The organism is Streptomyces sp. NPDC046197 (assembly GCF_040646295.1).
Lineage (GTDB): Bacteria > Actinomycetota > Actinomycetes > Streptomycetales > Streptomycetaceae > Streptomyces.
Window position 1 is genome coordinate 22,458 of sequence record NZ_JBEYZY010000015.1, and the last position, 26,073, is coordinate 48,530.

Annotated in this window: 21 protein-coding genes and 1 pseudogene; 17 read left to right on the forward strand and 5 right to left on the reverse strand. The window is 72.7% G+C overall.

Annotated elements, in window-relative coordinates:
• The 3 genes from AB0A61_RS21725 (at window position 1) to holA (ending at window position 2,229) form a co-directional block, all read left to right on the forward strand.
• A complete protein-coding gene (locus AB0A61_RS21725; protein ID WP_361294423.1) occupies window positions 1-840 on the forward strand; it encodes an arylamine N-acetyltransferase in 840 nt (279 codons plus the stop codon).
• A 95-nt stretch (window positions 841-935) separates the two neighbouring features.
• Window positions 936-1,181 carry a hypothetical protein gene (locus tag AB0A61_RS21730; protein ID WP_361294426.1) on the forward strand — a complete coding sequence of 82 codons (246 nt, stop codon included), beginning with the start codon at window positions 936-938 and terminating at the stop codon, window positions 1,179-1,181.
• A 58-nt stretch (window positions 1,182-1,239) separates the two neighbouring features.
• Window positions 1,240-2,229, forward strand: a complete 990-nt coding sequence (gene holA / locus AB0A61_RS21735) for a DNA polymerase III subunit delta (RefSeq protein WP_361294429.1) — start codon at window positions 1,240-1,242, stop codon at window positions 2,227-2,229.
• Window positions 2,230-2,517: 288 nt separating this feature from the next.
• Here holA and rpsT read toward each other — a convergent pair whose 3' ends face one another.
• On the reverse strand, window positions 2,518-2,784 hold the full coding sequence (rpsT, locus tag AB0A61_RS21740) for a 30S ribosomal protein S20 (protein ID WP_061922887.1): 267 nt from the start codon (window positions 2,782-2,784) through the stop codon (window positions 2,518-2,520).
• 268 nt (window positions 2,785-3,052) lie between these two features.
• On the opposite strand from rpsT, the gene lepA reads away from it, so the two are divergent.
• From lepA to hemW, 4 genes are all read left to right on the forward strand, one after another.
• On the forward strand, window positions 3,053-4,921 hold the full coding sequence (lepA, locus tag AB0A61_RS21745) for a translation elongation factor 4 (protein ID WP_361294432.1): 1,869 nt from the start codon (window positions 3,053-3,055) through the stop codon (window positions 4,919-4,921).
• Window positions 4,922-5,192: 271 nt separating this feature from the next.
• Window positions 5,193-7,067 (forward strand): AMP-dependent synthetase/ligase, encoded by a 1,875-nt coding sequence (locus tag AB0A61_RS21750; RefSeq protein WP_361294435.1) that lies wholly within the window; start codon window positions 5,193-5,195, stop codon window positions 7,065-7,067.
• A gap of 223 nt (window positions 7,068-7,290) precedes the next feature.
• On the forward strand, window positions 7,291-9,330 hold the full coding sequence (locus AB0A61_RS21755) for a SpoIIE family protein phosphatase (RefSeq protein ID WP_361294438.1): 2,040 nt from the start codon (window positions 7,291-7,293) through the stop codon (window positions 9,328-9,330).
• A 532-nt stretch (window positions 9,331-9,862) separates the two neighbouring features.
• Entirely contained in the window at window positions 9,863-11,095 is a 1,233-nt protein-coding gene (gene hemW, locus AB0A61_RS21760) for a radical SAM family heme chaperone HemW (protein ID WP_361294441.1), read from the forward strand.
• A gap of 32 nt (window positions 11,096-11,127) precedes the next feature.
• Here hemW and AB0A61_RS21765 read toward each other — a convergent pair whose 3' ends face one another.
• Together AB0A61_RS21765 and AB0A61_RS21770 are read right to left on the reverse strand one after the other, a co-directional pair.
• On the reverse strand, window positions 11,128-11,988 hold the full coding sequence (locus AB0A61_RS21765; protein WP_361294444.1) for a DUF3097 domain-containing protein: 861 nt from the start codon (window positions 11,986-11,988) through the stop codon (window positions 11,128-11,130).
• A 32-nt stretch (window positions 11,989-12,020) separates the two neighbouring features.
• Window positions 12,021-12,746: an MBL fold metallo-hydrolase gene (locus AB0A61_RS21770; RefSeq protein ID WP_361294447.1), complete on the reverse strand. Its 726-nt coding sequence runs from the start codon at window positions 12,744-12,746 to the stop codon at window positions 12,021-12,023.
• 171 nt (window positions 12,747-12,917) lie between these two features.
• Here AB0A61_RS21770 and hrcA point away from each other — a divergent pair, with 171 nt between their 5' ends.
• The 10 genes from hrcA (at window position 12,918) to AB0A61_RS21820 (ending at window position 23,800) form a co-directional block, all read left to right on the forward strand.
• A complete protein-coding gene (hrcA, locus tag AB0A61_RS21775) occupies window positions 12,918-13,931 on the forward strand; it encodes a heat-inducible transcriptional repressor HrcA (protein ID WP_361294450.1) in 1,014 nt (337 codons plus the stop codon).
• Window positions 13,932-15,068 (forward strand): molecular chaperone DnaJ, encoded by a 1,137-nt coding sequence (gene dnaJ / locus AB0A61_RS21780; protein ID WP_361294453.1) that lies wholly within the window; start codon window positions 13,932-13,934, stop codon window positions 15,066-15,068.
• A 77-nt stretch (window positions 15,069-15,145) separates the two neighbouring features.
• Window positions 15,146-16,276 (forward strand): nitronate monooxygenase, encoded by a 1,131-nt coding sequence (locus AB0A61_RS21785; RefSeq protein ID WP_361294456.1) that lies wholly within the window; start codon window positions 15,146-15,148, stop codon window positions 16,274-16,276.
• Window positions 16,273-17,013, forward strand: coding sequence for a 16S rRNA (uracil(1498)-N(3))-methyltransferase (locus AB0A61_RS21790; protein ID WP_361294459.1), 741 nt, complete (start codon window positions 16,273-16,275; stop codon window positions 17,011-17,013). The genes AB0A61_RS21785 and AB0A61_RS21790 overlap by 4 nt, the downstream gene beginning before the upstream one ends.
• Before the next feature lie 22 nt (window positions 17,014-17,035).
• Window positions 17,036-17,428, forward strand: coding sequence for a VOC family protein (locus tag AB0A61_RS21795; protein WP_361294462.1), 393 nt, complete (start codon window positions 17,036-17,038; stop codon window positions 17,426-17,428).
• A gap of 80 nt (window positions 17,429-17,508) precedes the next feature.
• Window positions 17,509-18,081 carry a hypothetical protein gene (locus tag AB0A61_RS21800; protein ID WP_361294465.1) on the forward strand — a complete coding sequence of 191 codons (573 nt, stop codon included), beginning with the start codon at window positions 17,509-17,511 and terminating at the stop codon, window positions 18,079-18,081.
• 181 nt (window positions 18,082-18,262) lie between these two features.
• Window positions 18,263-21,406, forward strand: coding sequence for a S41 family peptidase (locus tag AB0A61_RS21805; RefSeq protein ID WP_361294857.1), 3,144 nt, complete (start codon window positions 18,263-18,265; stop codon window positions 21,404-21,406).
• Between the two features lie 90 nt (window positions 21,407-21,496).
• Window positions 21,497-21,850, forward strand: a complete 354-nt coding sequence (locus AB0A61_RS21810) for a histidine triad nucleotide-binding protein (RefSeq protein WP_361294468.1) — start codon at window positions 21,497-21,499, stop codon at window positions 21,848-21,850.
• 6 nt (window positions 21,851-21,856) lie between these two features.
• Window positions 21,857-22,762 carry a ribonuclease Z gene (locus AB0A61_RS21815; RefSeq protein ID WP_361294471.1) on the forward strand — a complete coding sequence of 302 codons (906 nt, stop codon included), beginning with the start codon at window positions 21,857-21,859 and terminating at the stop codon, window positions 22,760-22,762.
• A 45-nt stretch (window positions 22,763-22,807) separates the two neighbouring features.
• Window positions 22,808-23,800 (forward strand): adenosine deaminase, encoded by a 993-nt coding sequence (locus tag AB0A61_RS21820; RefSeq protein WP_361294474.1) that lies wholly within the window; start codon window positions 22,808-22,810, stop codon window positions 23,798-23,800.
• 167 nt (window positions 23,801-23,967) lie between these two features.
• On the opposite strand, the gene AB0A61_RS21825 is transcribed toward AB0A61_RS21820, so the two are convergent.
• Both AB0A61_RS21825 and AB0A61_RS21830 read right to left on the reverse strand, forming a co-directional pair.
• On the reverse strand, window positions 23,968-25,314 hold the full coding sequence (locus tag AB0A61_RS21825; RefSeq protein ID WP_361294477.1) for an MFS transporter: 1,347 nt from the start codon (window positions 25,312-25,314) through the stop codon (window positions 23,968-23,970).
• 196 nt (window positions 25,315-25,510) lie between these two features.
• Window positions 25,511-25,917, reverse strand: a pseudogene (locus tag AB0A61_RS21830) (IclR family transcriptional regulator C-terminal domain-containing protein).
• Between the last annotated feature and the right edge of the window lie 156 nt (window positions 25,918-26,073).

Below are 26,073 nucleotides of genomic sequence, written 5' to 3' on the forward strand. Positions count from 1 at the left end.
ATGAATGCCGCACTGGTTGACGCCTATCTCCGCCGCCTCGGGGCCGAACGCCCGGCGCGTCCCACCGTCGACGTCCTGCGGGGGCTGCAGCTGCGGCACCTGCGGACCGTGCCGTTCGAGAACCTGTCGATCCACCTCGGTGAGGAGATCGTGCTGGAGGAAGAACGGCTGCTGGACAAGATGGTGGGCGCGCACCGGGGCGGGTTCTGCTACGAACTCAACGGGGCCTTCGGAGCGCTGCTCGCGGCCCTCGGGTTCGACGTCACGCTGCTCGCGGGGCGGGTGTACGGAGAGGAGGGGCGGCTCGGGATTCCGTACGACCATCTCGCGCTGCGGGTGCGGACGGTGGACGGGGGCGACTGGCTGGCCGATGTGGGCTTCGGGGCGTTCAGCCACTTTCCGCTGGCGTTCGGCGAGCGGGGCGAACAGGCCGAGCCCGGCGGCACGTTCAGGATCGTGGAGGCGGCGCCGGACGCGGCCGGGGCGCGGGGGCCTGCCTCAGCGGTGGACTCCGCCGACGTGGACGTCCTGCGGGACGGCAGGCCCCAGTACCGGCTGGAGGCGCGGCCGCGGGTGCTGGGTGACTTCGTGGCCGGCGCCTGGTGGCACAGCACCTCGCCGGCCTCGCACTTCACGCGGTCACTGGTCTGTTCCCGCCTCGCGGAGGGGGGAGGGCGGGTCACCCTCAGCGGCCGGACCCTCACCACGACCGGGGCCGACGGGACGCGCGAGGTGCGGGACCTGACCTCGGACGAGGAGGTGCTCGCGGTCTACCGGGACCGGTTCGGCATCGCACTCGCCTCCGCACCGACCGTGCGGGACTTCGGTGGGAGCGGCTGAGTCGCGGCGGGGCATGGGTGGGAGCGGCTGAGTCGCGGCGGGGCATGGGTGGGAGCGGCTGAGTCGCGTCGGCCGGGGTGCCGGAGAATGGCTCCGTGAGTGATGTGAGACATGTGCTGGTGCTGCCCGACCGCGATGCCGCGGAAGACGCGGCCGAGGCGCTCGGGGAGCGGTTCGGGCTCCAGGAGGAGCCGCGGCTCGTCCGCGACGCGCTGGCCGGTGAGGACGACGCGGAGGACGCCCAGTGGCTCGTCGTCCTGCGGGATCAGGAGGGGCGGCTGGATCCGCAGGAGTTGGACGCGTTCGCGGGGGAGTGGGAGGGCTGGCGGGAGGAGCCGTAGCCGGAGACCCGGAGTCCGTCCGCCGGCGTTGTCAGTGGCCCGTGGGATGCTTGACGCGATGGCCAGGAAGACTGCGAATGACGACCCCCTCGCCCCGGTGACGCTTGCCGTCGGGCAGGAGGACCTCCTGCTCGACCGTGCCGTGCAGGAGGTGGTGGCCGCCGCGAAGGCCGCCGACGCCGACACGGACGTACGGGACCTGACCCCGGACCAGTTGCAGCCCGGCACGCTGGCCGAGCTGACCAGCCCGTCGCTCTTCGCGGAGCGCAAGGTCGTGGTCGTACGCAATGCGCAGGACCTGTCGGCCGACACGGTCAAGGACGTGAAGGCGTACCTGGGGGCGCCCGCCGAGGAGATCACCCTCGTGCTGCTGCACGCGGGAGGCGTCAGAGGCAAGGGGCTGCTGGACGCGGCGCGCAAGGCCGGCGCCCGGGAGGTGGCCTGCCCGAAGATGACGAAGCCGGCCGACCGGCTGGCCTTCGTGCGGCAGGAATTCCGCGCCCGGGGCCGCTCGGCCACGCCCGAGGCGTGCCAGGTGCTGGTCGATGCCATCGGCAGCGATCTGCGGGAGCTGGCGTCGGCGGTGGCCCAGCTGGTCGCCGACGTCGAGGGGACGATCGACGAGGCCGTCGTCGGGCGGTACTACACCGGACGGGCCGAGGCCTCCAGCTTCACGGTCGCCGACCGGGCGGTGGAGGGGCGCGCGGCCGAGGCCCTGGAGGCCCTGCGCTGGGCCCTGGCCACCGGAGTGGCCCCCGTGATGATCACCAGCGCACTCGCGCAGGGCGTGCGCGCGATCGGCAAGCTGTCGTCCGCGCGCGGCGGCCGCCCCGCCGACCTCGCCCGGGAGCTGGGCATGCCGCCGTGGAAGATCGACCGGGTGCGGCAGCAGATGCGGGGCTGGACGCCGGACGGGGTGGCCGTGGCGCTGCGGGCGGTCGCGGCGGCCGACGCCGGGGTGAAGGGCGGCGGAGACGATCCGGGGTACGCGCTGGAGAAGGCGGTCGTGACGATCGCCCGGGCGGCGCGGTCCCGGGGACGGGCGTAGCCGGGGACACGCCCCGGCGCACCAGTCCAGGACGGGCGTAGCCGGAGACATGCCCCGGCGCACCGGTCCAGGGCGGGCGTAGCCGGGGACACGCCCCGGCGTACGGCACACCGAAGGCCCCGGCCTCCTCCCCTGGGGAAGGGGAAGGGGCCGGGGCCTCGGGTTCACGCCGATGAGTCCATACCCGCGTGGCGAACGCAGGCCGCGTACGGACTCGGGGGTGCCGGTCGGGGGCGGATGAGAGAGGGCCCGCCCGGGGTCCTTCCGGCGGTCAGATCAAGGGGTGGTTCAGCCCTTGAGGGTCGCGACCTTGGAAGCAAGCGCCGACTTCTTGTTGGCGGCCTGGTTCTTGTGGATGACGCCCTTCGAGACGGCCTTGTCGAGCGCACGCGCGGCAGCGCGCTGCAGCTCGGTGGCCTTCTCGACGTCACCCGCGGCAGCGGCCTCGCGGGCCTTGCGGATCGCGGTCTTCAGGGAGGACTTGACGGCCTTGTTGCGCAGCCGAGCCTTCTCGTTGGTCTTGATCCGCTTGATCTGGGACTTGATGTTCGCCACGAATGAGCCTCTACAGATTCAGGCACGCAAGGACAGGACCGCTGGCGGCCCGCCTCACGCGCCGGTGATTTCTTGAAGACGTGCCTCCCGCGACCTCCGGCGGAGGGGCATGAGACACAGCCACTCAGACTACCAGTGGCTCTCCCAGTGGCCCAAACCCGTCCCAGGTCCCCGGCCGTGGGACCATGGAGGCTACGTATCGATCCGACCCGAGACCGCAGACGGACAAGCACACGTTATGCGGACGCCTCAAGAATCAGGACCCTGCGTGCCCGCGACCCCTAGCCATGTGCCCGAGCCGAGCCGTACCGACCCGGCTCTGATCCGCAATTTCTGCATCATCGCGCACATCGACCACGGCAAGTCCACGCTCGCCGACCGGATGCTCCAGCTGACCGGCGTGGTCGAGCAGCGGCAGATGCGCGCTCAGTACCTCGACCGCATGGACATCGAGCGCGAGCGCGGCATCACGATCAAGTCCCAGGCGGTGCGTCTGCCGTGGGCCCCGACCCACGAGCCGGGCAACACGCACATCCTGAACATGATCGACACCCCGGGGCACGTCGACTTCACGTACGAGGTCTCGCGGTCGCTCGCCGCGTGCGAGGGGACCATCCTCCTCGTCGACGCCGCCCAGGGCATCGAGGCGCAGACCCTCGCCAACCTCTACCTGGCGATGGAGAACGACCTCACGATCATCCCGGTCCTCAACAAGATCGATCTGCCGGCCGCGCAGCCGGAGAAGTTCGCCGAGGAGCTCGCCAACCTCGTCGGGTGCGAGCCCGACGACGTGCTCAAGGTCTCCGCGAAGACCGGCCTGGGCGTGGAGGCGCTCCTGGACAGGGTCGTCGAGCAGATCCCGCACCCGGTGGGCGTCGCCGACGCCCCCGCCCGCGCGATGATCTTCGACTCCGTGTACGACTCCTACCGGGGCGTCGTCACATACGTCCGTGTGATCGACGGCCAGCTCAACAAGCGCGAGCGGATCCGGATGATGTCCACCGGCGCCACCCACGAGCTGCTGGAGATCGGCGTCAACTCGCCCGAGATGCTCCCGGCCGACGGGCTCGGCGTCGGCGAGGTGGGCTATCTCATCACGGGTGTGAAGGACGTCCGCCAGTCCAAGGTCGGTGACACCATCACCAGCCAGGCGAAGGGGGCCACCGAGGCACTCGGCGGGTACAAGGACCCCAAGCCCATGGTCTTCTCCGGCCTGTATCCGCTGGACGGCTCCGACTACCCCGACCTGCGCGAGGCCCTGGACAAGCTGCAGCTCAACGACGCCGCCCTGGTCTACGAGCCGGAGACCTCCGCCGCGCTGGGCTTCGGCTTCCGTGTCGGCTTCCTGGGACTGCTGCACCTCGACGTGATCCGCGAGCGGCTGGAGCGCGAGTTCGGGCTCGATCTGATCGCCACCGCGCCCAACGTGGTGTACCGGGTGATCATGGAGGACGGCGAGGAGATCACGGTCACCAACCCGAGCGAGTTCCCCGAGGGGAAGATCGCCGAGGTCCACGAGCCGGTCGTGCGGGCCACGATCCTCGCGCCCACCGAGTTCATCGGCGCGATCATGGAGTTGTGCCAGACCCGGCGCGGCACCCTGCTAGGCATGGACTACCTGTCCGAGGACCGTGTCGAGATCCGCTACACGCTCCCGCTAGCGGAGATCGTCTTCGACTTCTTCGACCAGCTGAAGTCCAAGACCCGCGGCTATGCGTCGCTGGACTACGAGCCCACGGGAGAGCAGTCCTCGAGCCTGGTCAAGGTCGACATCCTGCTGCACGGCGACAAGGTCGACGCCTTCTCGGCGATCACCCACAAGGACCAGGCGTACGCGTACGGCGTCCGGCTCGTCGCCAAGCTCAAGGAGCTGATCCCGCGGCAGAACTTCGAGGTGCCGGTGCAGGCCGCCATCGGCTCGCGGGTCATCGCCCGCGAGACCATCCGCGCCATCCGCAAGGACGTCCTCGCCAAGTGCTACGGCGGTGACATCTCCCGCAAGCGGAAGCTGCTGGAGAAGCAGAAGGAGGGCAAGAAGCGGATGAAGATGGTGGGTTCCGTGGAGGTTCCCCAGGAGGCCTTCATCGCGGTGCTCTCCAGCGATGACAGCGCGGGGTCGGCCAGGGGCAAGAAGTAACCGACGGTTACCCGTGGTGGGGGCGTCCCGCCCCGCCAAACCGGGTGGAAAAGGGGTCCGCTGTGCGAAAGCGTGGCGGGCCCCTGTGCGTGCGGCCGGTCGCTCTCTGTAGGAAGTGACAGGCCACTGCCCCTTACGCGGTGGCCGGTCGCGCTTTACTCTGATCCCTGCTCGATAGTTACTCGCGAGTTAAACAACAGCTCGAACACCGCCCGTGAGTACACCCAGCCGCACTGAGCCAGCCGCATCGTTGCGGGCCCCGGAGGATGTCGTGAGCGACGCACAGACCCTGATCGAGAACCGTCCGCCGTCCGTGGCGGCCCTCTTCCTGGAGCGCGTCGCGGCCACGCCGGACGCCGAGGCCTACCGGTACCCCGTGCCCCCGGCCTCGGGTGAGGGCCCGGACGAATGGAAGTCGCTGAGCTGGGCGCAGGCCGCCGAGCGGGTCTACGCGATCGCCGCCGGACTCATCGAGCTGGGCGTGCAGCCCGAGGAGCGCGTGGCGCTCGCCTCCTCCACCCGCGTCGAATGGCTGCTCGCCGACCTCGGCATCATGTGCGCCGGCGCTGCCACCACCACCATCTACCCGCAGACCAACGCCGAGGAGTCGGCCTTCATCCTCTCCGACTCCGAGAGCAAGGTCCTCATCGCGGAGAACGCCGACCAGCTGGCCAAGGTGCTCCAGAAGCGCTCCGAGCTGCCCGACCTCCACCACGTGGTCGTCATCGACCCGGCCGGTGTCGAGACCGGGGACTGGGTGCTCAGCCTCGCCGAACTGGAGAGCCGCGGCGCCGCGCACCTGGAGAAGCAGCCCTCGCTGATCAAGGAACGGGTCGGCGCGATCAGCAGGGAGCAGCTCGCCACCCTCATCTACACCTCCGGCACCACGGGCCGCCCCAAGGGCGTCCGGCTGCCGCACGACAACTGGTCGTACATGGCGAAGGCGATCGCCTCCACCGGCCTGATCGGCGCCGAGGACGTCCAGTACCTGTGGCTGCCGCTCGCGCACGTCTTCGGCAAGGTCCTCACCTCCGGCCAGATCGAGGTCGGGCACGTCACGGCCGTCGACGGCCGCGTCGACAAGATCATCGAGAATCTGCCGGTGGTGCAGCCGACGTACATGGCGGCCGTGCCGCGCATCTTCGAGAAGGTCTACAACGGCGTGGCGGCCAAGGCCCGGGCGGGCGGCGCGGCCAAGTACCGGATCTTCCAGTGGGCGGCCGAGGTCGCCCGCGAGTACGCCAGGGTCTCGCAGGACAACTTCAAGCGCACCGGCACCCACGCCGTGCCCTTCGGCCTCGGCGCCAGGCACAAGGTCGCCGACGCACTCGTCTACGCCAAGATCCGCGAGGCCTTCGGCGGCAACCTGCGTGCCTGTGTGTCCGGCAGCGCCGCGCTCGCCCCGGAGATCGGCTACTTCTTCGCCGGCGCCGGCATCCACATCCTGGAGGGCTACGGCCTCACCGAGTCCTCCGCGGCCTCCTTCGTCAACCCCGGCGAGGCCTACCGCACCGGCACCGTCGGAAAGCCGCTGCCCGGCACCGAGGTGCGCATCGCCGACGACGGCGAGATCCTGCTGCGCGGCCCCGGCATCATGCAGGGCTACCACCGGCTGCCCGACAAGACCACCGAGGTCCTGGAGGCGGACGGCTGGTTCCACACCGGCGACATCGGCGAGCTGTCCCCGGACGGCTACCTGCGCATCACCGACCGCAAGAAGGACCTCATCAAGACCTCCGGCGGCAAGTACATCGCGCCGGCCGAGGTGGAGGGCCAGTTCAAGGCGGTGTGCCCGTACGTCTCCAACATCCTGGTGCACGGCGCCGACCGGAACTTCTGCACCGCCCTCATCGCCCTCGACGAGGTGGCGATCCTGGAGTGGGCCAAGGAGAACGGCCTGGAGGGCAAGTCGTACGCCGAGGTCGTCGCCGCCCCAGTCACGGTCGGGATGGTCGACGGCTACGTCAAGCAGCTCAACGAGGGCCTCCAGCGCTGGCAGACCATCAAGAAGTTCCGCCTCCTGCCGCGCGACCTGGACGTCGAGCACGGCGAGATCACCCCGAGCCTGAAGCTGAAGCGCCCGGTGGTGGAGCGCGAGTACAAGCACCTCATCGACGAGATGTACGCGGGAACCCGCGAGGGCTGACCGTACGGCGGTGGCCGACCGCGAGCGAAGCGCGTGGTCCGGATGCTCGGAGTTCCGGGATTCCAGGAATCTTCCACTTTCTGCCCGACTTCGAGCATTGCCGGTCCACTGCTCTCACTCATGACGGGTCACTTCGGTAACTCCGCGCTTATGGGCGCAGCCGGTCTGTCACTCTGGTCCACAACGAACGAACCGATTCGTCCGAACGCTCGGGGAGTTGTGGATGGGGCCCATTCCGACGCAGCGGGAGACCGTCTTGCGCGCCTGTGAGGTGCCCGCACGCGCCGCTGCCGTGCCGGGGCCCCAGGGCGCGGGAGCGCGCTCGGAGGCAGGGGCGGGTACGACTCAGGCGCGTGCGGAGGCAGGGGCGCGTACGGAGGCGCACGGGACGCTGCCCGGCGGGCCGCTCGCCCCCGGCGCCGCCCGCGCCCTGGTCCGCTCGGCGCTCGCGGAGTGGACGGAGCTCGGCCTCGTGGTCGCCGACCGCCTGGCCGACGACGCCATGGTGGTGGTCAGCGAACTCGTCACCAACGCCGTCGTGCACGCGGGTACCGACGTGGGGCTGACCTGCCGGCTGGAACACGACGAGCACGACGGCGTCGGTGACGAGCACGACGCGAAGGCCACGGCCGCCTTCGTCGTCGAGGTGTCCGACCACAACCCCTCGCGCGCCCCCCGCGACGGCGGCGCCGAACCCTCGTACGAGGCCCCGGAGTACGGCCGCGGTCTGCGCCTGGTGGCCGCGCTCTCCGAGGCCTGGGGCATCACCTACCGCAGCGGCGCCAAGACGGTGTGGGCCCGGCTGCCGGCCCAGGGCAGCCCGGTCGCCGACGAGACGGAGGCCCACGCCGGGGAGCACGGTACCGGCGTCGCCGAGATCCTCGCGCCCGAACCTCTCCCGCTCCCGGCCGCGCTCGAGCGGGCGGACCCCCCTCGCGCCGAGCGGGACCGGGAGTGGCTCGGCCGCGGCGCCCTGTCCTTCCTCGCCGAGGCCTCCGACCTGCTCGCCGGACAGCTCGACGAGGACCTGGTCGCCGCGCTCACCGGGCAGCTGATCGTGCCCCGGCTGGCCGACTGGTGCGCGATCTGGCTGGAGGACGAGGCCACGGCCCGCGGCGGCTGGCGCGACGGAACCGGCGCGGCCGGGCCGCGGCTGGCCCGCGTCTGGCACGGCAGCGAGAGCCGCATCGAGGAACTGCGCCGGGCCCTGGAGAAGGAACCGCCGCACCCGCCCGACGACTTACAGTCCGGGCCCGTTCCCCACCCCTGGCCCGGCGAGGCCCTCGGTCCGGGCGCGACGGACGGCGCCGCGCTCGCCTACCGCCTGATAGCGGGCGGCCGTCCGCTCGGCACGCTGCTCATCGGGCGGGCCGGCCTGCCGCGCTTTCCCGACGAGATCAACGGACTCGTCGAGGACCTCAGCCGCCGGGTGGCGCTCGCCATCGGCGCGGCCCGGCAGTACGCCCGCCAGGCCACCATCAGCGCCGTACTCCAGCGCGGGCTGCTGCCCGGCGCCGTGGCCGAGATCCCCGGGATGCGCAGTGCCCTCGTCTACGAGCCGTGCGACAAGGGCGGGCCCAGCGGCGACTTCTACGACATCTTCCCGGCCGGTGAAGGGCGCTGGTGCTTCGCCGTGGGCGACGTCCAGGGCAAGGGCCCCGAGGCCGCCGTCGTCATCGGGCTCGCCCGGCCCTGGCTGCGGCTGCTGGCCCGTGAGGGCTACCGCGTCGCCGACGTCCTCGACCGCCTCAACCAGCTCCTCCTGGACGACGCCACCGAGGCCGCCGACGCCGCCGCCCGCGTGCTGGCGGCCGCGGGCGGCCGCACCCCGACCGCCGGTGACGGCCCCCAGACCCGCTTCCTGTCCCTCCTCTACGGCGAGCTCGCCCCCTTCGACGGCGGAGTGCGCTGCACCCTCGCCTCCGCCGGGCATCCGCTGCCGCTGATCCTCGGCCACGACGGCGACGTACGGACGGCCGCGCGCCCGCAGACCCTGCTCGGGGTCGTCGAGGACGAGACGTACACCAGTGAGACCGTCGAGCTGCGGCCCGGCGACACCCTGCTGTGCGTCACCGACGGGGTGACCGAGCGGCGCTCCGGCTCCCGCCAGTTCGACGACGGCGACGGGCTCGCCGACGCCCTCGCCGGATGCGCCGGGCTGGACGCCGAGCTGATCGCGGAGCGCATCCGCCGGCTGGTGCACGAGTTCGGGGCCCGGCCCCCGGAGGACGACCTGGCCCTGCTGGTCCTGCAGGCGGAGTAAGAGCCCCGAGATCCGCCCGATGCGGCAGCTCCTGCCGTCCGGCGGCGGCCCGCGCGTTGCCTGGCGCGGTTCCTGCCGTCCGGCGGCGGCCTCCGCGCTGCCTGGCGCGGCTCGTACCGTCCGGTGCGGCTTGTGCCTTCCGGTGCGGCTTGTGCCGTCCGGTCCGGCTCCTGCTGTTGGTGCGGCCCTTGCTGTCGAGTGCGGCTCCTGCCGTCCGGCCCGGCTCCTGCTGTCGGGTGCGGCTCCCGCTGTCCGGCCCGCCCCGCTGTCCGGCCCGCCCGCCGCTGTCGGGTGCGGCCCCCCCTGTCCGGCCCGTCTTCCGCTGTCCGCCCCGCCCGCCGCTGTCGGGTGTGGCTCCCGCTGTCCGGCCCGTCCGGCCCGTCTTCCGCTGTCCGCCCCGCCCGCCGCTGTCGGGTGCGGCCGCCCCCCGCCGCCCCCAGCCAGCCCTGTCGCGGCCGCGACGGATGGGCGCGGTTCGGCTCGTGTGCGCGCGGGAGCGGGGCTTCGGTGCGGGTGCTGGACAATGGAAGGCATGCCTTCCGCACTTCCCGACGGTGAGCCCGTCCCCGCCGACGGCGCGCTGCCCGAGCCCGCGCTCGCCGGGGCCGCCGAGCGTCCCCTCGGGTTCTACCTGCACGTCCCCTACTGCGCGACCCGCTGCGGCTACTGCGACTTCAACACCTACACCGCCACCGAGCTGCGCGGCACCGGCGGAGTGCTCGCCTCCCGCGACAACTACGCGGAGACCCTCGTCGAGGAGATCCGCCTCGCCCGCAAGGTGCTCGGCGACGACCCGCGCGAGGTCCGCACCGTGTTCGTCGGCGGCGGCACGCCCACGCTGCTGGCCGCGGACGACCTGGTACGGATGCTGGGGGCGATCCGCGACGAGTTCGGGCTCGCGGCCGACGCGGAGGTCACCACGGAGGCCAACCCCGAGTCGGTCGACCCGGCCTATCTGGCGGCACTGCGAGAGGGCGGCTTCAACCGGATCTCCTTCGGCATGCAGAGCGCCAGGCAGCACGTGCTGAGGATCCTCGACCGCACGCACACGCCGGGCCGCCCCGAGCGGTGCGTGGCGGAGGCCCGGGCGGCGGGCTTCGCGCACGTGAACCTCGACCTGATCTACGGCACCCCCGGCGAGTCGGACGACGACTGGCGGGCCTCGCTGGACGCGGCCCTCGGTGCCGGCCCGGACCACATCTCGGCGTATGCCCTGATCGTCGAGGAGGGCACGCAGCTCGCCCGGCGGATCCGCCGGGGAGAAGTGCCGATGACGGACGACGACGTGCACGCGGACCGCTACCTGATCGCCGAGGAATCCCTGTCCGCGGCCGGTTTCCACTGGTACGAGGTCTCGAACTGGGCCACGTCCGAGGCAGGCCGCTGCCTGCACAACGAGCTGTACTGGCGCGGCGCCGACTGGTGGGGCGCGGGCCCCGGCGCGCACAGCCACGTCGGCGGAGTGCGCTGGTGGAACGTGAAGCACCCGGGCGCGTACGCGGCGGCGCTCGCCGCCGGCCGCTCCCCGGGCGCCGGCCGGGAGGTCCTCACGCGCGAGGACCGCCGGGTGGAGCGGATCCTGCTGGAGCTGCGACTGCGCGAGGGCGTGCCGCTGGACCTGCTGCGGGAGGAGGGTCTCGCGGCGTCCCGACGGGCGCTGTCGGACGGACTGCTCCAGCAGCAGCCGTACGAGGAGGGCCGCGCGGTGCTCACCCTGCGCGGCCGCCTGCTGGCGGACGCGGTGGTGCGGGACCTGGTGGACTGAGCCGGGGCCCGGCACGAACGACCGGACAGGCCCTACGCGGGTTCGGTCACGAAGTCGATCAGCTGCTCCACCCGCCCCAGCAGCTCCGGCTCCAGGTCCTTGTACGACCGCACGCGTCCCAGGATCCGCTGCCAGGCCGCCCCCGTGTTCCGGGGCCAGCCCAGCTCCTGGCACACCCCCGTCTTCCAGTCCTGGCCGCGGGGGATCTCGGGCCAGCCCGCGATGCCCAGGGAGGACGGCTTCACCGCCTGCCAGATGTCGATGTACGGATGGCCGACCACCAGGGCGTGATCGCTGGTCACCGACTCGGCGATGCGCCACTCCTTGGTGCCCGGCACCAGGTGGTCGACCAGGACGCCCAGGCGGGCGTCGGGTCCGGGGGCGAAGTCGGCCACGATGGCGGGCAGGTCGTCGACGCCCTCCAGGTACTCCACGACGACGCCCTCGACGCGCAGGTCGTCGCCCCAGACCTTCTCCACCAGTTCGGCGTCGTGCCGTCCCTCCACATAGATGCGCCCGGCGCGCGCCACACGCGCGCGTGCCCGGGGGACGGCCACCGAGCCGGACGCTGTGCGGGTGGGCCGGGCCGGCCCCGAGGCGGCCTTCACGAGGGTCACCGCGCGGCCCTCCAGGAGAAAGCCGCCCGGCTGGAGCGGAAACACCCGGTGCTTGCCGAAGCGGTCCTCCAGGGTCACCGTGCCCGCCTCGCAGCGGATCACCGCGCCGCAGAATCCGGTGCCCGGCTCCTCCACCACCAGACCCGGCTCCGCCGAGACCTCCGGCACGGCCCTCGGCTTCTTCCACGGTGGCGTCAGGTCGGACGAGTACGAACGAGGCCGCGGGCCCGAGGGGCCCTCGTCGGAAGGGCGGTGGCGGGAGACGGGTGGGAGCATTCGAGTGACGATATGGACAGGCCCGCGGCCGATCAGCGCGACACGCCGAACCGCTCGGCCAGCGTGTCCCGTTGCGCCCGGACGAAGGCCGCGTCGACCACCGCTCCGTGACCGGGCACGTACAGGGCGTCCTCGCCGCCGAGCTCCAGCAGCCGGTCGAGGGCGGCCGGCCACTGGGACGGCACGGCGTCGGGGCCGGCCTGGGGCTCGCCCGACTCCTCGACCAGGTCGCCGCAGAACACCACGGTGGGGTCGCCGGGCACCACCACGGCGAGGTCCTGGGCGGTGTGCCCGGGGCCCACGTTGGTCAGGACGGTCCGCCGGCCGCCCGTCAGCTCCAGGGACAGCGAGCCGAAGACGTGTTCGTGCGGGCGCACCAGGGCGTCCGCCGCCTCCTCGGCCTTCGCCGCGTCCAGGCCGTTGCGCACGGCGTCCGCGCGCAGCTCCCGGCGCCCGTCCTCGAACGCCCCGGCCCGGCCGTGGGCGGCGAAGACGTGTGCGCCGGCGAACGCCGCGGCCCCGAAGACATGGTCGAAGTGGGGGTGGGTGAGTGCGAGGAACGACACACGGCAGCCCGCGAGCTCCTGCGCCTGCAGCCGCAACCGGGCGCCCTCCGCCAGGCTCGACCCGGCGTCGACCAGCAGCGCGGAGCCTTCCCCGAGGACCAGTCCCACCGTGCAGTCCCACCCGGGGAGGCGGCACCGGCCGACGCCGTCCGCCAGCCGCTCCCATCCCAGCTCTTCCCAAGTCACCCTCACACGACGACGCTAGCGGTACAGCATCCCCGGTACGACCTCGCAGGCCGTCGCGGGCCCGGCCTTGCCGGGGGCGTAGGTGACCGCCGTACACTGGGCCGGGTAAAGCTGGCACTCGTATGCGCCGAGTGCCAGGGCAAAGCCGCTGCGGGACGACATCTGGAGGTGTGCGCGATGCTCAGTGAACGAAGGCTCCAGGTGCTGCGCGCCATCGTCCAGGACTACGTCGGCACCGAGGAGCCGGTCGGCTCCAAGGCCCTCACCGAGCGGCACAGCCTCGGCGTGTCACCGGCCACGATCCGCAACGACATGGCGGCCCTGGAGGACGAGGGCTACATCGCCCAGCCCCACACCAGCGCCGGGCGGATCCCCACCGACAAGGGGTACCGGCTCTTCGTCGACAAGCTGGCCGGGGTCAAGCCGATGACCGCGCCGGAGCGGCGCGCGATCCAGAACTTCCTCGACGGCGCCGTCGACCTGGACGACGTGGTCGCCCGGACGGTGCGGCTGCTCGCGCAGCTGACCCGGCAGGTCGCCGTCGTGCAGTACCCGTCGCTGACCCGTTCCACCGTGCGGCACGTGGAGCTGCTCGCGCTCGCGCCGGCGCGGGTGATGCTGGTGCTGATCACGGACACCGGCCGGGTCGAGCAGCGGATGATCGACTGCCCGGCCCCGTTCGGGGAGGCGTCCCTGGCCGATCTGCGGGCGCGGCTGAACAGCAAGGTCGCGGGCCGCCGTTTCACGGACGTCCCGCAACTGGTGGAGGACCTGCCGGAGGGCTTCGACGTCGAGGACCGGGGCACGGTGTCGGCGGTGCTGTCCACCCTGCTGGAGACGCTCGTCGAGGAGAACGAAGAGCGGCTGATGATCGGCGGCACCGCCAATCTGACGCGCTTCGCGCACGACTTCCCGCTCACCATCCGGCCCGTTCTGGAGGCCCTGGAGGAGCAGGTCGTGCTGCTGAAGCTGCTCGGCGAGACGAAGGACGCCATGACCGTGCGCATCGGTCACGAGAACGCCCACGAAGGACTCAACTCCACGTCCATCGTGTCGGTGGGCTACGGTTCGGGCGGTGAGGCAGTAGCCAAGCTCGGCGTGGTCGGACCGACCCGCATGGACTACCCGGGAACGATGGGAGCGGTACGCGCAGTGGCACGGTACGTCGGACAGATCCTGGCGGAGTCGTAAGTGGCCACGGACTACTACGCCGTACTCGGCGTGCGCCGCGACGCGTCGCAGGAAGAGATCAAGAAGGCCTTCCGGCGGCTCGCCCGCGAGCTGCATCCGGACGTCAACCCCGATCCGAAGACGCAGGAGCGGTTCAAGGAGATCAACGCCGCCTACGAGGTGCTGTCGGACCCGCAGAAGAAGCAGGTCTACGACCTCGGCGGCGACCCGCTCTCGCAGGCGGGCGGCGCCGGGGCGGGCGGCTTCGGGGCCGGCTCCTTCGGCAACTTCTCCGACATCATGGACGCGTTCTTCGGTACGGCGTCGCAGCGGGGCCCGCGCTCGCGCACCCGCCGGGGCCAGGACGCGATGATCCGTATCGAGGTGGAGCTGGACGAGGCCGCCTTCGGCACGACCAAGGACATCCACGTCGACACGGCGGTCGTCTGCAACACCTGCAACGGCGAGGGCGCGGCACCGGGCACCACCGCCCAGACGTGTGACATGTGCCGCGGCCGTGGCGAGGTGTCCCAGGTCACCCGGTCGTTCCTGGGCCAGGTCATGACGTCCCGCCCGTGCCCGCAGTGCCAGGGCTTCGGCACCGTGGTGCCCACCCCGTGCCCGGAGTGCGCCGGCGACGGCCGGGTCCGCGCCCGCCGCACCCTGACCGTGAAGATCCCGGCCGGTGTCGACAACGGCACCCGCATCCAGCTGGCGGGCGAGGGCGAGGTCGGCCCCGGCGGCGGTCCCGCCGGTGACCTGTACGTCGAGATCCACGAGCTGCCCCACCCGAGGTTCCAGCGGCGCGGCGACGACCTGCACTGCACGGTGACCCTCCCGATGACCGCGGCCGCCCTCGGCACCAAGGTGCCGCTGGAGACCCTGGACGGGCTGGAAGAGGTCGACATCCGCCCGGGCACCCAGTCCGGCCAGTCGATCCCGCTGCACGGCCGGGGCGTCACGCACCTGCGCGGCGGCGGCCGTGGCGACCTCATCGTGCACGTCGAGGTCCAGACGCCGACCAAGCTCGACCCCGAGCAGGAGCGCCTGCTGCGCGAGCTGGCCAAGCTGCGCGGCGAGGAACGCCCCCAGGGCCAGTTCCAGCCCGGCCAGCAGGGGCTGTTCTCCCGGCTGAAGGACGCGTTCAACGGCCGCTGATCCGTACCGTCTCCTTGGCCCGTGCCAAGGAGACGACCGGATTCGGACTCGCCCCGGGGACGTGACAACATGCCGTCATGTCCTCCGCGCTGACCGATCTCTTCCCGCACCCGATCGTGCAGGCCCCGATGGCGGGCGGTGGTTCCGGGCCGCAGCTCGCCGCCGCTGTGTCCGAGGCGGGCGGGCTGGGCTTCCTGGCCGCCGGATACAAGACCGCCGACGGCATGTACCAGGAGATCAAGCAGCTGCGCGGGCTGACCGGCCGCCCCTTCGGCGTGAACGTGTTCATGCCGCAGCCGGAGCCCCCCGGGGCGAACACCGGCTCCACCGGGGCGTCCGGCGGCGCGCCCCCTTCCGCGGCCGTCGACCTCTACGCCCACCAGCTGGCCGGCGAGGCCGCCTGGTACGAGACGGAACTCGGCGACCCGGACAGCGGCCGGGACGACGGCTACGACGCCAAGCTCGCCGTGCTCCTGGACAACCCGGTGCCGGTGGTCTCCTTCCACTTCGGCGTGCCCACCCGCGACGTGGTGGACTCCCTGCACCGCGCCGGCAGCTACCTCCTGGCCACGGCGACCACCGCCGAGGAGGCGCTCGCCGTGCAGCAGGCCGGTGCCGACGCGGTGATCGCGCAGGGCGTGGAGGCCGGCGGCCACCAGGGCACCCACCGGGACCTTCCGGAGAACGACGGCTCCGGCCTCGGCGTGCTCTCGCTCGTCGCGCAGGTCCGCGAGGTGGTGGGCATCCCGGTCGTCGCCGCCGGCGGCATCATGCGGGGCAGCCAGATCGCCGCCGTGCTCGCCGCGGGCGCACGCGCCGCCCAGCTGGGCACCGCCTTCCTCGCCACCCCCGAGTCCGGTGCGCACCCCCTGCACAAGCAGGCGCTGACCGACCCGCTCTTTCCCCGCACGGAGCTGACGCGCGCCTTCTCGGGCCGCCCGGCCCGCGCGCTGGTCAACCGTTTCCTGCGCGAGCACGGCCGTTACGCCCCCGCCGCCTACCCGGAGGTCCACCACCTCACCTCCCCGCTGCGCCAGGCGTCGGCCAAGGCGGGCGACGCCCAGGGCATGGCGCTGTGGGCGGGGCAGGGCCACCGGATGGCCCGGGCGCTGCCCGCGGGCCGGCTGGTGGAGGTGCTGGCCGCCGAACTGGCGGCGGCGAAGACAGCGTTGTCGGCCTTCTCCCCGTTCGGAGGTGACGTGCGATGACGGCACCGGTGTTCGTCGTCGACCAACTGGACTCCATCGGCCCGGAGTTCGTGCTCGACGGTCCCGAGGGGCGGCACGCGGTCTCGGTGAAGCGGCTGCGGCCGGGGGAGGACGTGGTCCTCACGGACGGGCGCGGGCGCTGGACCGAGGGCGTGGTGAAGGCCGCCGAGGGCAAGGACCGCCTGGTGGTCGCGGACCTGGGGCCCCTGGTGACGGAGCCGGAGGAAGCCCCCCGGATCACCGTCGTGCAGGCCCTGCCCAAGGGCGACCGCGGCGAGCTCGCCGTCGAGACGATGACCGAGGTCGGCGTCGACGCGATCGTTCCGTGGGCCGCCTCGCGCTGCATCACGCAGTGGAAGGGCGACCGCGGGCTGAAGGCGCTCGGCAAGTGGCGCTCGACCGCCCGGGAGTCGGGCAAGCAGTCGCGCCGGGTCCGCTTCCCGGAGGTGACGGATACGGCGACGACCAAGCAGGTTGCCGCACTTCTCGCCGGGGCCGGCTTCGCCGCCGTCCTGCACGAGAGCGGCGACCGGCCGCTGGCCGCCGCCGAACTCCCCACCGAGGGCGACATCGTGCTGGTCGTCGGGCCCGAGGGCGGGGTCTCGCCGGAGGAACTGGCGCTGTTCGAGGAGGCGGGCGCGCGGCCCTACCGGCTGGGGCGTACCGTGCTGCGTACATCGACCGCCGGGACCGCGGCGACCGCCCTGCTCCTGGGGCGCACCGGCCGCTGGTCCTGACCTTTTCCGGGGGGGGAACACCGTGGAACTCGCCCAGGTCCGGCTGCTCGTCACCGACTTCCCTGCCTGCTACCGCTTCTACGCCGATGTGCTCGGCCTCAAGCCGCAGTCGGGGGCGGCGCAGGGGCCGTACGAGAAGTTCAGTGCGGCCACCGGCTCCGCCGGCATCGCGCTGCAGGACCGGGCGATGATGGCCGAGGTGCTGGGCGAGCTGGGCGAGGAGGCGACCGGACACCGCTCACTGGTGGTGCTGCGCGTGGACGACCTGGACGCCTACTGTGCGCAGATCACCGCCCGCGGTGCCACCCTCCTGCACGGCCCCGCCCCCATGACCGACCGCATGCGCGTGGCCCACCTCAAGGACCCGGAGGGCAACCTCGTCGAACTCCAGGAGTGGCTGCTGCTGCGCGGCTGAGCGCGAGACGACGGGCGGCGGCCGCGCAGTGACCGTATGCGCTCTACCGCGGGCGGCGCGCCGGTGGCAGGCTGCCCTGCATGGGGGCAGTGAGGCGGATTCAGTGGGTGCGCCGGTACCGGCTGCCGGCCGTGGCCGGGTTCGCGGCGGTCGCCGTGGGCGGTCTGACCGCGTGTGATCCCGGTGGGCTGAGCTCGGCGTCGGTGGCGTACACCACCGACAGAACCGCCACGGCGGAACTGAACCGGCAGCACGCTTCGGTGAGTTGGCTCAGCTGCACGGCGGACTACGGCAGCGGCGGCAAGGCGTACACGCCCGGCAGGTCGACGCCGTCCGCGTCGGAGACCACCGTCGCCTCCGTCGACTGCCAGGGACAGACCAAGGACGGGCGGAGGATCACCGTCACCGGCAAGGTCACCCGGGCCGTCGACGGCGCGTGCGTGCGCGGGGACCTGACCGCCACGGTGGGGGGCAAGGTGTGGTTCCACGTCGACGGCCTCGGCGACTGCGATGCGACGAGCGGCCCCACGTACCAGCCGCCCGCCACCTACCGGCCCACCCGCGGACAGCCCGGACCGACGGTCACGGTGACCGTCACCAGGACGATCTGGTGCAAGGGCGATCCCACCTGCTGGCCGGTCGAGGGCAAGTGACCCCCTTCCACGGCGTGACGTGCGCGGGAAGTGATCCAAACCCCTGTCCGCGGCTGCCGCCGCTGCGTAGGGTGATCGGGTGACTCAGCCCGCATCGCCTGCATCGGCGCCATCGGCGGCATCCGCGGCATCATCTGCGCAGTCTGCTGCGTATCTCCGCTTCCCGCACCTGCACGGCGAGTTGGTCGCCTTCACCGCGGAGGACGACGTGTGGCTCGCGCCCCTGGAGGGCGGACGGGCCTGGCGCGTCAGCGCCGACAACGTGCCGGTGAACCAGCCGCGCATCTCACCCGACGGCACGACCGTCGCCTGGACCTCCACCCGGGACGGCGCCCCCGAGGTGCACATCGCGCCGGTCGACGGCGGGCCCGCCACCCGCCTGACGTACTGGGGCAGTTGGAAGACCCAGGTGCGCGGCTGGACCCCGGACGGAGAGGTTCTCGCCATCAGCACCCAGGGGCAGGCCAGTCTGCGCCGCAGTTGGGCGCGGGCCGTGCCGCTCGACGGGGGGCCGGCCACCACACTGCCGTACGGACCGGTCGGCGACGTCGCGTACGGGCCGCACACGGTGCTGCTGTCCGCCCCGATGGGACGCGAGGCCGCCTGGTGGAAGCGCTACCGGGGCGGTACGGCGGGCAAGCTGTGGATCGACCGCGAGGACAACGGCGAGTTCGTGCGGCTGCACGAGGAACTGGACGGCAACATCGAGTACCCCCTGTGGGTGGGGGACCGCATCGCCTTCCTGTCCGACCACGAGGGCACGGGCGCGCTCTACTCCTGCTTCGCCGACGGCTCGGACCTGCGCCGGCACACCCCGCTCGACGGCTTCTACGCCCGGCACGCCGCCACCGACGGCAGCCGGGTCGTCTATTCCAGCGCGGGCGAACTGTGGCTCCTGGACGACCTCGACGGCGCCGAACCGCGCCGGCTGGACGTCCGGCTCGGCGGGCCGCGCGTGAACCTGCAGCCCGTCCCGGTGAACGCCGCCCACTGGTTCGGCTCCGCCGCCCCCGACCACACCGCGCGCGGCAGCGCGGTCGCGGTGCGCGGCGCCGTGCACTGGGTCACCCACCGCTCCGGTCCCGCCCGCGCGCTCGCCGCCCAGCCCGGCGTACGGGCCCGGCTGCCGCGCACCTTCCGCGCCGAGGGCGAGGAGTGGGCGGTGTGGGTGACGGACGCCGAGGGGGACGACGCCCTGGAGTTCGCGCCCGCCACCGGGGTCGGCGTCGCGGCGACCCCGCGCCGGCTGGCCGCCGGGCAGCTCGGCCGGGTCCTGGAACTCGCCATGTCACCCGACGGCAGCCGTGCCGCCGTCGCCTCGCACGACGGGCGGCTGCTCCTCGTCGAACGTGAGACCGGAGAGGTGCGCGAAGTCGACCGCAGCGAGGACGGGGACGTGTCCGACCTCGCCTTCTCACCCGACTCCGGGTGGCTCGCATGGTCCCACCCCGGACCGCGCCCGCTCTGCCAGCTCCGCCTGGCCAACACCACCGACCTGTCGGTCACGGAGGCGACTCCGCTGCGCTTCCAGGACTACGCACCAGCGTTCACCCTCGACGGCAAGCACCTCGCCTTCCTGTCGAGCCGCTCCTTCGACCCGGTCTACGACGAGCACGTCTTCGACCTGGCCTTCGTCGAGGGCTCCCGCCCGCACCTGATCACCCTGGCGGCGACCACCCCCTCCCCGTTCGGCCCGCAGCGGCACGGCCGCCCCTTCGAGGCCCAGGACAAGGAGGAGACACCGGACAGCGAGGGCACCCCCGCCACCCGGATCGACCTCGAGGGCCTCGCCGACCGCATCGTGCCCTTCCCGGTCGAGGCGGCCCGCTACTCCGACCTGCGCGCCGCCAGGGACGGCGTGCTGTGGCTGCGGCACCCGGTGCAGGGCGTCCTCGGCGCCTCCCGCGCCACGCCCGACGACCCCGACCCCAAGACCGAGCTGGAGCGCTACGACCTCGCCCAGCAGCGCATCGAGCACCTCGCCGCCGACGCCGACCACTTCGAGGTCAGCGGCGACGGCAAACGCGTCCTGCTGTGGACGGACGGCAAGCTGAAGGTCGTGCCCAGCGACCGGCGCGCGTCGAACGACGAGGACAGCGACTCGAACATCACCGTGGACCTGACCCGGGTCCGGCAGATTGCCGACCCGGCCGCGGAGTGGCGGCAGATGTACGAGGAGACCGGGCGCATCATGCGGGACCACTTCTGGCGGCCGGACATGAACGGCGTCGACTGGCAGGGCGTCCTCGACCGCTACCGGCCGGTCCTGGACCGCATCGCCACCCACGACGACCTGGTCGACCTGCTGTGGGAGGTGCACGGTGAGCTCGGCACCTCGCACGCCTACGTCGTGCCGGGCGGCGGCTACGCCCGCGGCGGCCGGCAGGGCCTGCTCGGCGCCGACGTCTCCCGCCACGAGGACGGCAGTTGGCGCATCGACCGCATTCTGCCCGCGGAGACCTCCGACCCGGACGGGCGCAGCCCGCTCGCCGCGCCCGGCGTCGCGGTGCGCGCCGGGGACGCGATCGTCGCGGTCGGCGGCCGTCCGGTCGACCCGGTGTCCGGGCCGGGCCCGCTGCTGGTCGGCACGGCCGGGAAGCCGGTCGAGCTGACCATCTCCCCGGCCGGTGGCGGCGACCCGCGGCACGCGGTGGTCGTGCCCGTGGCGGACGAGGAACCCCTGCGCTACCACGCGTGGGTGGCCGACCGCCGCGCCTATGTCCACGACCGGTCCGGCGGCCGGCTCGGCTATCTGCACGTGCCCGACATGCAGGCCCCCGGCTGGGCGCAGATCCACCGCGACCTGCGGGTCGAGGTGGCCCGCGAGGGGCTGGTGGTCGACGTGCGCGAGAACCGCGGCGGTCACACCTCCCAACTGGTGGTGGAGAAGCTGGCCCGGCGGATCGTCGGCTGGAACGTGCCGCGCGGCATACGGCCGGAGAGCTACCCGCGTGACGCGCCGCGCGGCCCGGTGGTCGCCGTCGCCAACGAGTTCTCCGGTTCCGACGGCGACATCGTCAACGCGGCGATCAGGGCGCTCGGTCTCGGCCCGGTGGTCGGCACGCGCACCTGGGGCGGCGTCATCGGCATCGACAGCCGCTACCGCCTGGTCGACGGCACGCTGATCACCCAGCCGAAGTACGCGTTCTGGCTGGAGGGTTACGGGTGGGGCGTGGAGAACCACGGCGTCGATCCCGACGTGGAAGTGGTGCAGCGGCCGCAGGACCACGCGGCCGGGCGGGACGTACAGCTGGACGAGGCGATCCGGCTGGCGCTGGCGTCACTGGAGGAGACACCGGCGAAGACGCCCCCGGCGTTGCCCTGACGTCGTGAGGGCCGCCGCTGCCGACCGGCACCGGCACGGCGCCCCTCGATACGATGCCCTCAGAAGATCACCGGCACAGAGGAGCACCCCATGGCAGGGGAACCCCAGGACGACTGCCTGTTCTGCAAGATCGTCGCGGGACACGTTCCGGCGACGATCGTCCGCGAGACGGAGACGACCGTCGCCTTCCGTGACATAAACCCCCAGGCGCCCACCCACATCCTGGTGATCCCCAAGGCGCACTACCGGGATGCCGCCACGCTCGCGGCCGGTGCGCCGGCCCTCGCGGCGGACGTCCTGCGCGAGACCCGGGCCGTCGCCGACGAGGAAAAGCTGGAGAGCTACCGCACGGTCTTCAACACCGGCACCGGCGCCGGCCAGACCGTCTGGCACGCGCATGCCCACGTCCTGGGCGGCCGTGGCCTGCAGTGGCCCCCCGGCTGAGCCGACATGTCCGTACGTGAACTCGTGGTCCTCGGCACCGCCAGCCAGGTCCCGACCCGGCACCGCAACCACAACGGGTACCTGCTGCGCTGGGACGGCGAGGGCATCCTCTTCGACCCCGGCGAGGGCACGCAGCGGCAGATGCTGCGCGCAGGGGTCGCGGCGCACGACCTGAACCGGATCTGTGTCAGCCACTTCCACGGCGACCACTCGCTGGGCCTGGCCGGGGTCATCCAGCGGATCAACCTCGACCAGGTGCCGCACGAGATCACCGCGCACTACCCGCGCTCCGGCAAGCGCTTCTTCGACCGCCTGCGGTACGCCACCGCCTACCGGGAGACGGTGCGGCTGACCGAGGCGCCGGTCGACGCCGACGGCGAGCTCGCACGCACCCCGGCGTACACCCTCGAGGCACGCCGGCTCTCCCATCCCGTCGAGTCGTACGGCTACCGGCTGGTCGAGCCCGACGGCCGCCGCATGCTGCCCGAGCGGCTCGCCGCGCACGGGATCAAGGGGCCGGACGTGGGCCGCATCCAGCGCGAGGGGTCCCTGGACGGGGTCCCGCTGGAGGCGGTCAGCGAGGTGCGCCGCGGACAGCGGTTCGCGTTCGTCATGGACACCCGGCTGTGCGAGGGCGTGCACACCCTCGCCGAGGGCTGCGACATGCTGGTCATCGAGTCGACCTTCCTGGACGAGGACGAGGGACTCGCCGAGGAGCACGGCCACCTGACCGCCGCACAGGCGGCCCGGGTGGCCCGGGACGCGGGCGTACGCCACCTGGTCCTGACGCACTTCAGTCAGCGCTACACGGAGGCCGACGAGTTCGAGCGGCAGGCGCGGGCGGCCGGGTTCGAGGGCGAGCTGACCGTGGCGCACGACCTGCTGCGGGTGCCGGTTCCGAAGCGGCACTGAATCCCGTGTTCCGGATATTTCACCGCGCGCCCGTACGATGCTTCGATGCCTCTGCCCAAAGCTGAACTGCACCTGCACATCGAAGGCACCCTGGAGCCCGAGCTGGCGTTCGAGCTGGCCGCGCGCAACGGCGTGTCTCTGCCGTACGCGGACACGGACGAGCTCCGCGAGGCCTACCGGTTCGAGGACCTGCAGTCCTTCCTGAACCTGTACTACGAGCTCATGGCCGTTCTGCGCACCGAGCGGGACTTCGAGGACCTCGCGAACGCCTATCTGGCCCGCGCCGCGGCCCAGGGCGTGCGGCACGCGGAGATCTTCTTCGACCCCCAGGCACATCTGGCGCGCGGTGTCGGCCTGGGCACGGTCGTCGAGGGGCTGTGGCGGGCGCTCGGCCGCAGCGAGGAGAACCACGGTGTCTCCACTCAGCTGATCCTTTGTTTCCTGCGGGACGAGTCCGCCGAGTCGGCGATGCGGACCCTGGACGCCGCGAAACCCCACCTGGACCGGATCGTCGGCGTCGGCCTGGACTCGGCCGAGGTCGGCCACCCGCCGGTGAAGTTCCGCGAGGTGTACGAGGCCGCCGCCGCCCTCGGCCTGCGGCGGGTGGCGCACGCCGGTGAGGAGGGCCCGCCGCAGTACATCACCGAGGCACTCGACGTGCTCGGTGTCGAGCGCGTCGACCACGGCCTGCGCTGCATGGAGGACCCCGAGCTGGTCGCCCGGCTGGTCCGGGACCGGATCCCGCTGACCCTGTGCCCCCTGTCGAACGTCCGCCTGCGCACGGTCGACACCCTCGCCGACCACCCGCTGCCCGCCATGCTGGACGCCGGCCTGCTGTGCACGGTCAACTCCGACGACCCGGCGTACTTCGGCGGCTACGCCGGTGACAACTTCGACGCCGTGCGCCGCACCCTGGGCCTGACCGGGGAACGCCTGCGCGAACTGGCCCGAAACTCCTTCCTCGCCTCCTTCCTCGAACACGACGAGGAGCGGCGGCAGCGCTACCTCGCCGAAGTGGAGGCGTACGAGTTCCCCTAGGGGGCGTCGTTTGGATCACCGCGGGTCCGCGACGTCTGGCACGGCACCTCGCCGCGTTGTCGCATGACCCGAGTACGCCCGGTACGCGGGTCATGCTCCGCCTTGCGATGCACCGCACCATGCGCCGCGGCCTGATCCGCGCTGATCCAAACGACACCCCCTGGGCCTCACGGCCCGGCAGGCCCCGCCGCGGCGCCCGTCGTCTGCAGGGGGCCCGCCGTGCCGTAGGCCGGCTGCGCGGGCACGGCGGAGGCCTCCAGCGGGATCTCCACGACCGGTTGTTCGGGGGCGCCGACCAGCGGGACCGCGCCCGTCGGGGTGCCCGCGGAGGCGGCCACCACGGCGGCCGGGGTGCCGCCGCGGCGGCGGACGGTGCCCGGCAGCAGCGGGCGCCCGCCCGTGTGCAGGGCCACGGCGGTCATCGGCAGCGCGATCGCCAGCAGTCCGACGGCCAGCACCGCGCCCATCGCCGGGTACCCGGCCCGCGCGGACAGCACGCTGCCGGCCAGCGGGCCCGCCGCCGTGCCCAGCGAAGAGGCCGAGCCGACCAGTACCGCCCAGCGGCCGCGGGGATCGAGGGAGGCGGCGAGGCCGATCACGTAGGACAGCACGATCGGGTAGACCGTGTTCCAGGCGATCTCGCCGGTGGCGAAGCCCGGGAGGTCGGTCGCGGACGCGCTCAGTGCGATGCAGCCCGCGATGAGGGCCGTACCCGCGCCGATCGGCAGCGCCCGTCCGATGCGCGACCCGAGCGCCCCCGCCCCGATCACCCCCAGCAGCCCGGCGCCGAGTGCCACCGCGAACACCGCTCCGACGGTGGCCTCGCCGAGGTGCGCCTGGGTCAGACCGATGCGGCCGCTGACGCCCCACAGGGAGTTCTGGGCGAGGGACCAGCACAGCATGGCGGCGCACAGGAGGAGCCCGGAGCGGGCGTGGGGGAGCCGGGAGACGCCCTGAACGGCCGTCCGGGCGGCGGCCGTACGCACCGGGAGGCGGCCGGTGAGCGGCCATGCGGCCAGCGCGGTGAGCGCGATCGCGGCCGGTGGCTGACCGTGCCCCGGACCCAGGTGCGGCACCGTCAGATACACGGCGCCCGCGAGCCCGGAGACACCGAGCAGTCCGAGCGTGGAGACGCGGTGCGGGTCGCGCTGGGCGGCGATGCCGGTGGCGGCGACCGTGGTGGCGGTACCGGAGCCGAACCCGCCCACGACCAGACCGGCGACGACCGCCGGCACGGCGTGGGTCAGCGCGGCCACGCCGTAGCCGAGTACGGCGAGGGCGAGCCCGACGCGGGCGAGCGTGCGCGCCCCGATCCGCTCCACCCGCGAGGCGAGCAGAAGTCCGGCCGCCGCGGAACTCAGCAGCAGAGCGCTGCCGACGGCCCCGGCCTGTGTCGCGGACAGCGGCAGTCCCGTGTCCAGCCGGCCCACCGTCGTGGGCAGCAGATAGGGGGCGAGGTACCCGGCCGTGAACAGGGCGACGAGCGGCCAGGGGGAAGTGCGGGGGGCGGACACGGGCGTTCCCGGGGCATGCGAGAGGAGCGACTGGAAAAAGCAAAAAGCTGGAGAGGGGGGATGGGCGACGACCGTCGACGGACAGGAACGCGCGGGCAATTTGTATCAAGAGGGCGGCACGGCGGGAGAACTGAAAGACTGTGATGTGGGCCACATTGGGTTTGCCCTGATGGCGGACGGGTAAGGGAGGGTGCGCTCAGCGCCAGTGCGGCGCGCCCCCGGAGCCCGGCGCCGTCGCCTCGATCCCTGCCCTGGTCTCCCGCACCACCGCGACGATGCGCTCCTCGTGCTCCGGGGACAGCCGGGCGACCGGCACCGAGCAGCTGATCGCGTCCTGGGCCGGTGTGGCGTGGCGCAACGCGAATCCGAAGCCGACGATCCCCGGCACACCCTCTTCCCGGTCGATCGAGTAGCCGCGCTCCCGCACCTCGGCCAGGTCTGCCGTCAACGCCTCCCGGTGGTGCGGGTGTTGGCGGTGAGCGCCTCGTACATCGAGCTGCGCGGCACCGCCGGCGCGTCCGCCAGTTCCTGCAACCGCGCCGGGCGGTCGCCGCGGGCCGCGAGCACATCCAGCAACTCGACCGTGTGCGCCGCGGACTTCACCTCGCGGACGCCACCTGTCTCCGACGCGTGCCGATGGCAGTCGGCGCCGCCCTTCCGTTGACGGGTGCCGTTCACCTACCTAGTCTCTGTTCTCATACGTGGATGGCATCTATGTAGGGAGATGAGCGGTTGAGTTCCGGTACCGACACGCAGGGC

Bases quoted from the DNA above. Each gene is read 5' to 3' on its own strand.
- AB0A61_RS21725 (WP_361294423.1), top strand. From the start codon at position 1: ATGAATGCCGCACTGGTTGACGCCTATCTCCGCCGCCTCGGGGCCGAA.
- holA (WP_361294429.1), top strand. From the start codon at position 1,240: ATGGCCAGGAAGACTGCGAATGACGACCCCCTCGCCCCGGTGACGCTT.
- AB0A61_RS21755 (WP_361294438.1), top strand. From the start codon at position 7,291: ATGGGGCCCATTCCGACGCAGCGGGAGACCGTCTTGCGCGCCTGTGAG.
- hemW (WP_361294441.1), top strand. From the start codon at position 9,863: ATGCCTTCCGCACTTCCCGACGGTGAGCCCGTCCCCGCCGACGGCGCG.
- AB0A61_RS21765 (WP_361294444.1), bottom strand. From the start codon at position 11,988: ATGCTCCCACCCGTCTCCCGCCACCGCCCTTCCGACGAGGGCCCCTCG.
- hrcA (WP_361294450.1), top strand. From the start codon at position 12,918: ATGCTCAGTGAACGAAGGCTCCAGGTGCTGCGCGCCATCGTCCAGGAC.
- AB0A61_RS21785 (WP_361294456.1), top strand. From the start codon at position 15,146: ATGTCCTCCGCGCTGACCGATCTCTTCCCGCACCCGATCGTGCAGGCC.
- AB0A61_RS21790 (WP_361294459.1), top strand. From the start codon at position 16,273: ATGACGGCACCGGTGTTCGTCGTCGACCAACTGGACTCCATCGGCCCG.
- AB0A61_RS21800 (WP_361294465.1), top strand. From the start codon at position 17,509: ATGGGGGCAGTGAGGCGGATTCAGTGGGTGCGCCGGTACCGGCTGCCG.
- AB0A61_RS21810 (WP_361294468.1), top strand. From the start codon at position 21,497: ATGGCAGGGGAACCCCAGGACGACTGCCTGTTCTGCAAGATCGTCGCG.
- AB0A61_RS21815 (WP_361294471.1), top strand. From the start codon at position 21,857: ATGTCCGTACGTGAACTCGTGGTCCTCGGCACCGCCAGCCAGGTCCCG.
- AB0A61_RS21820 (WP_361294474.1), top strand. From the start codon at position 22,808: ATGCCTCTGCCCAAAGCTGAACTGCACCTGCACATCGAAGGCACCCTG.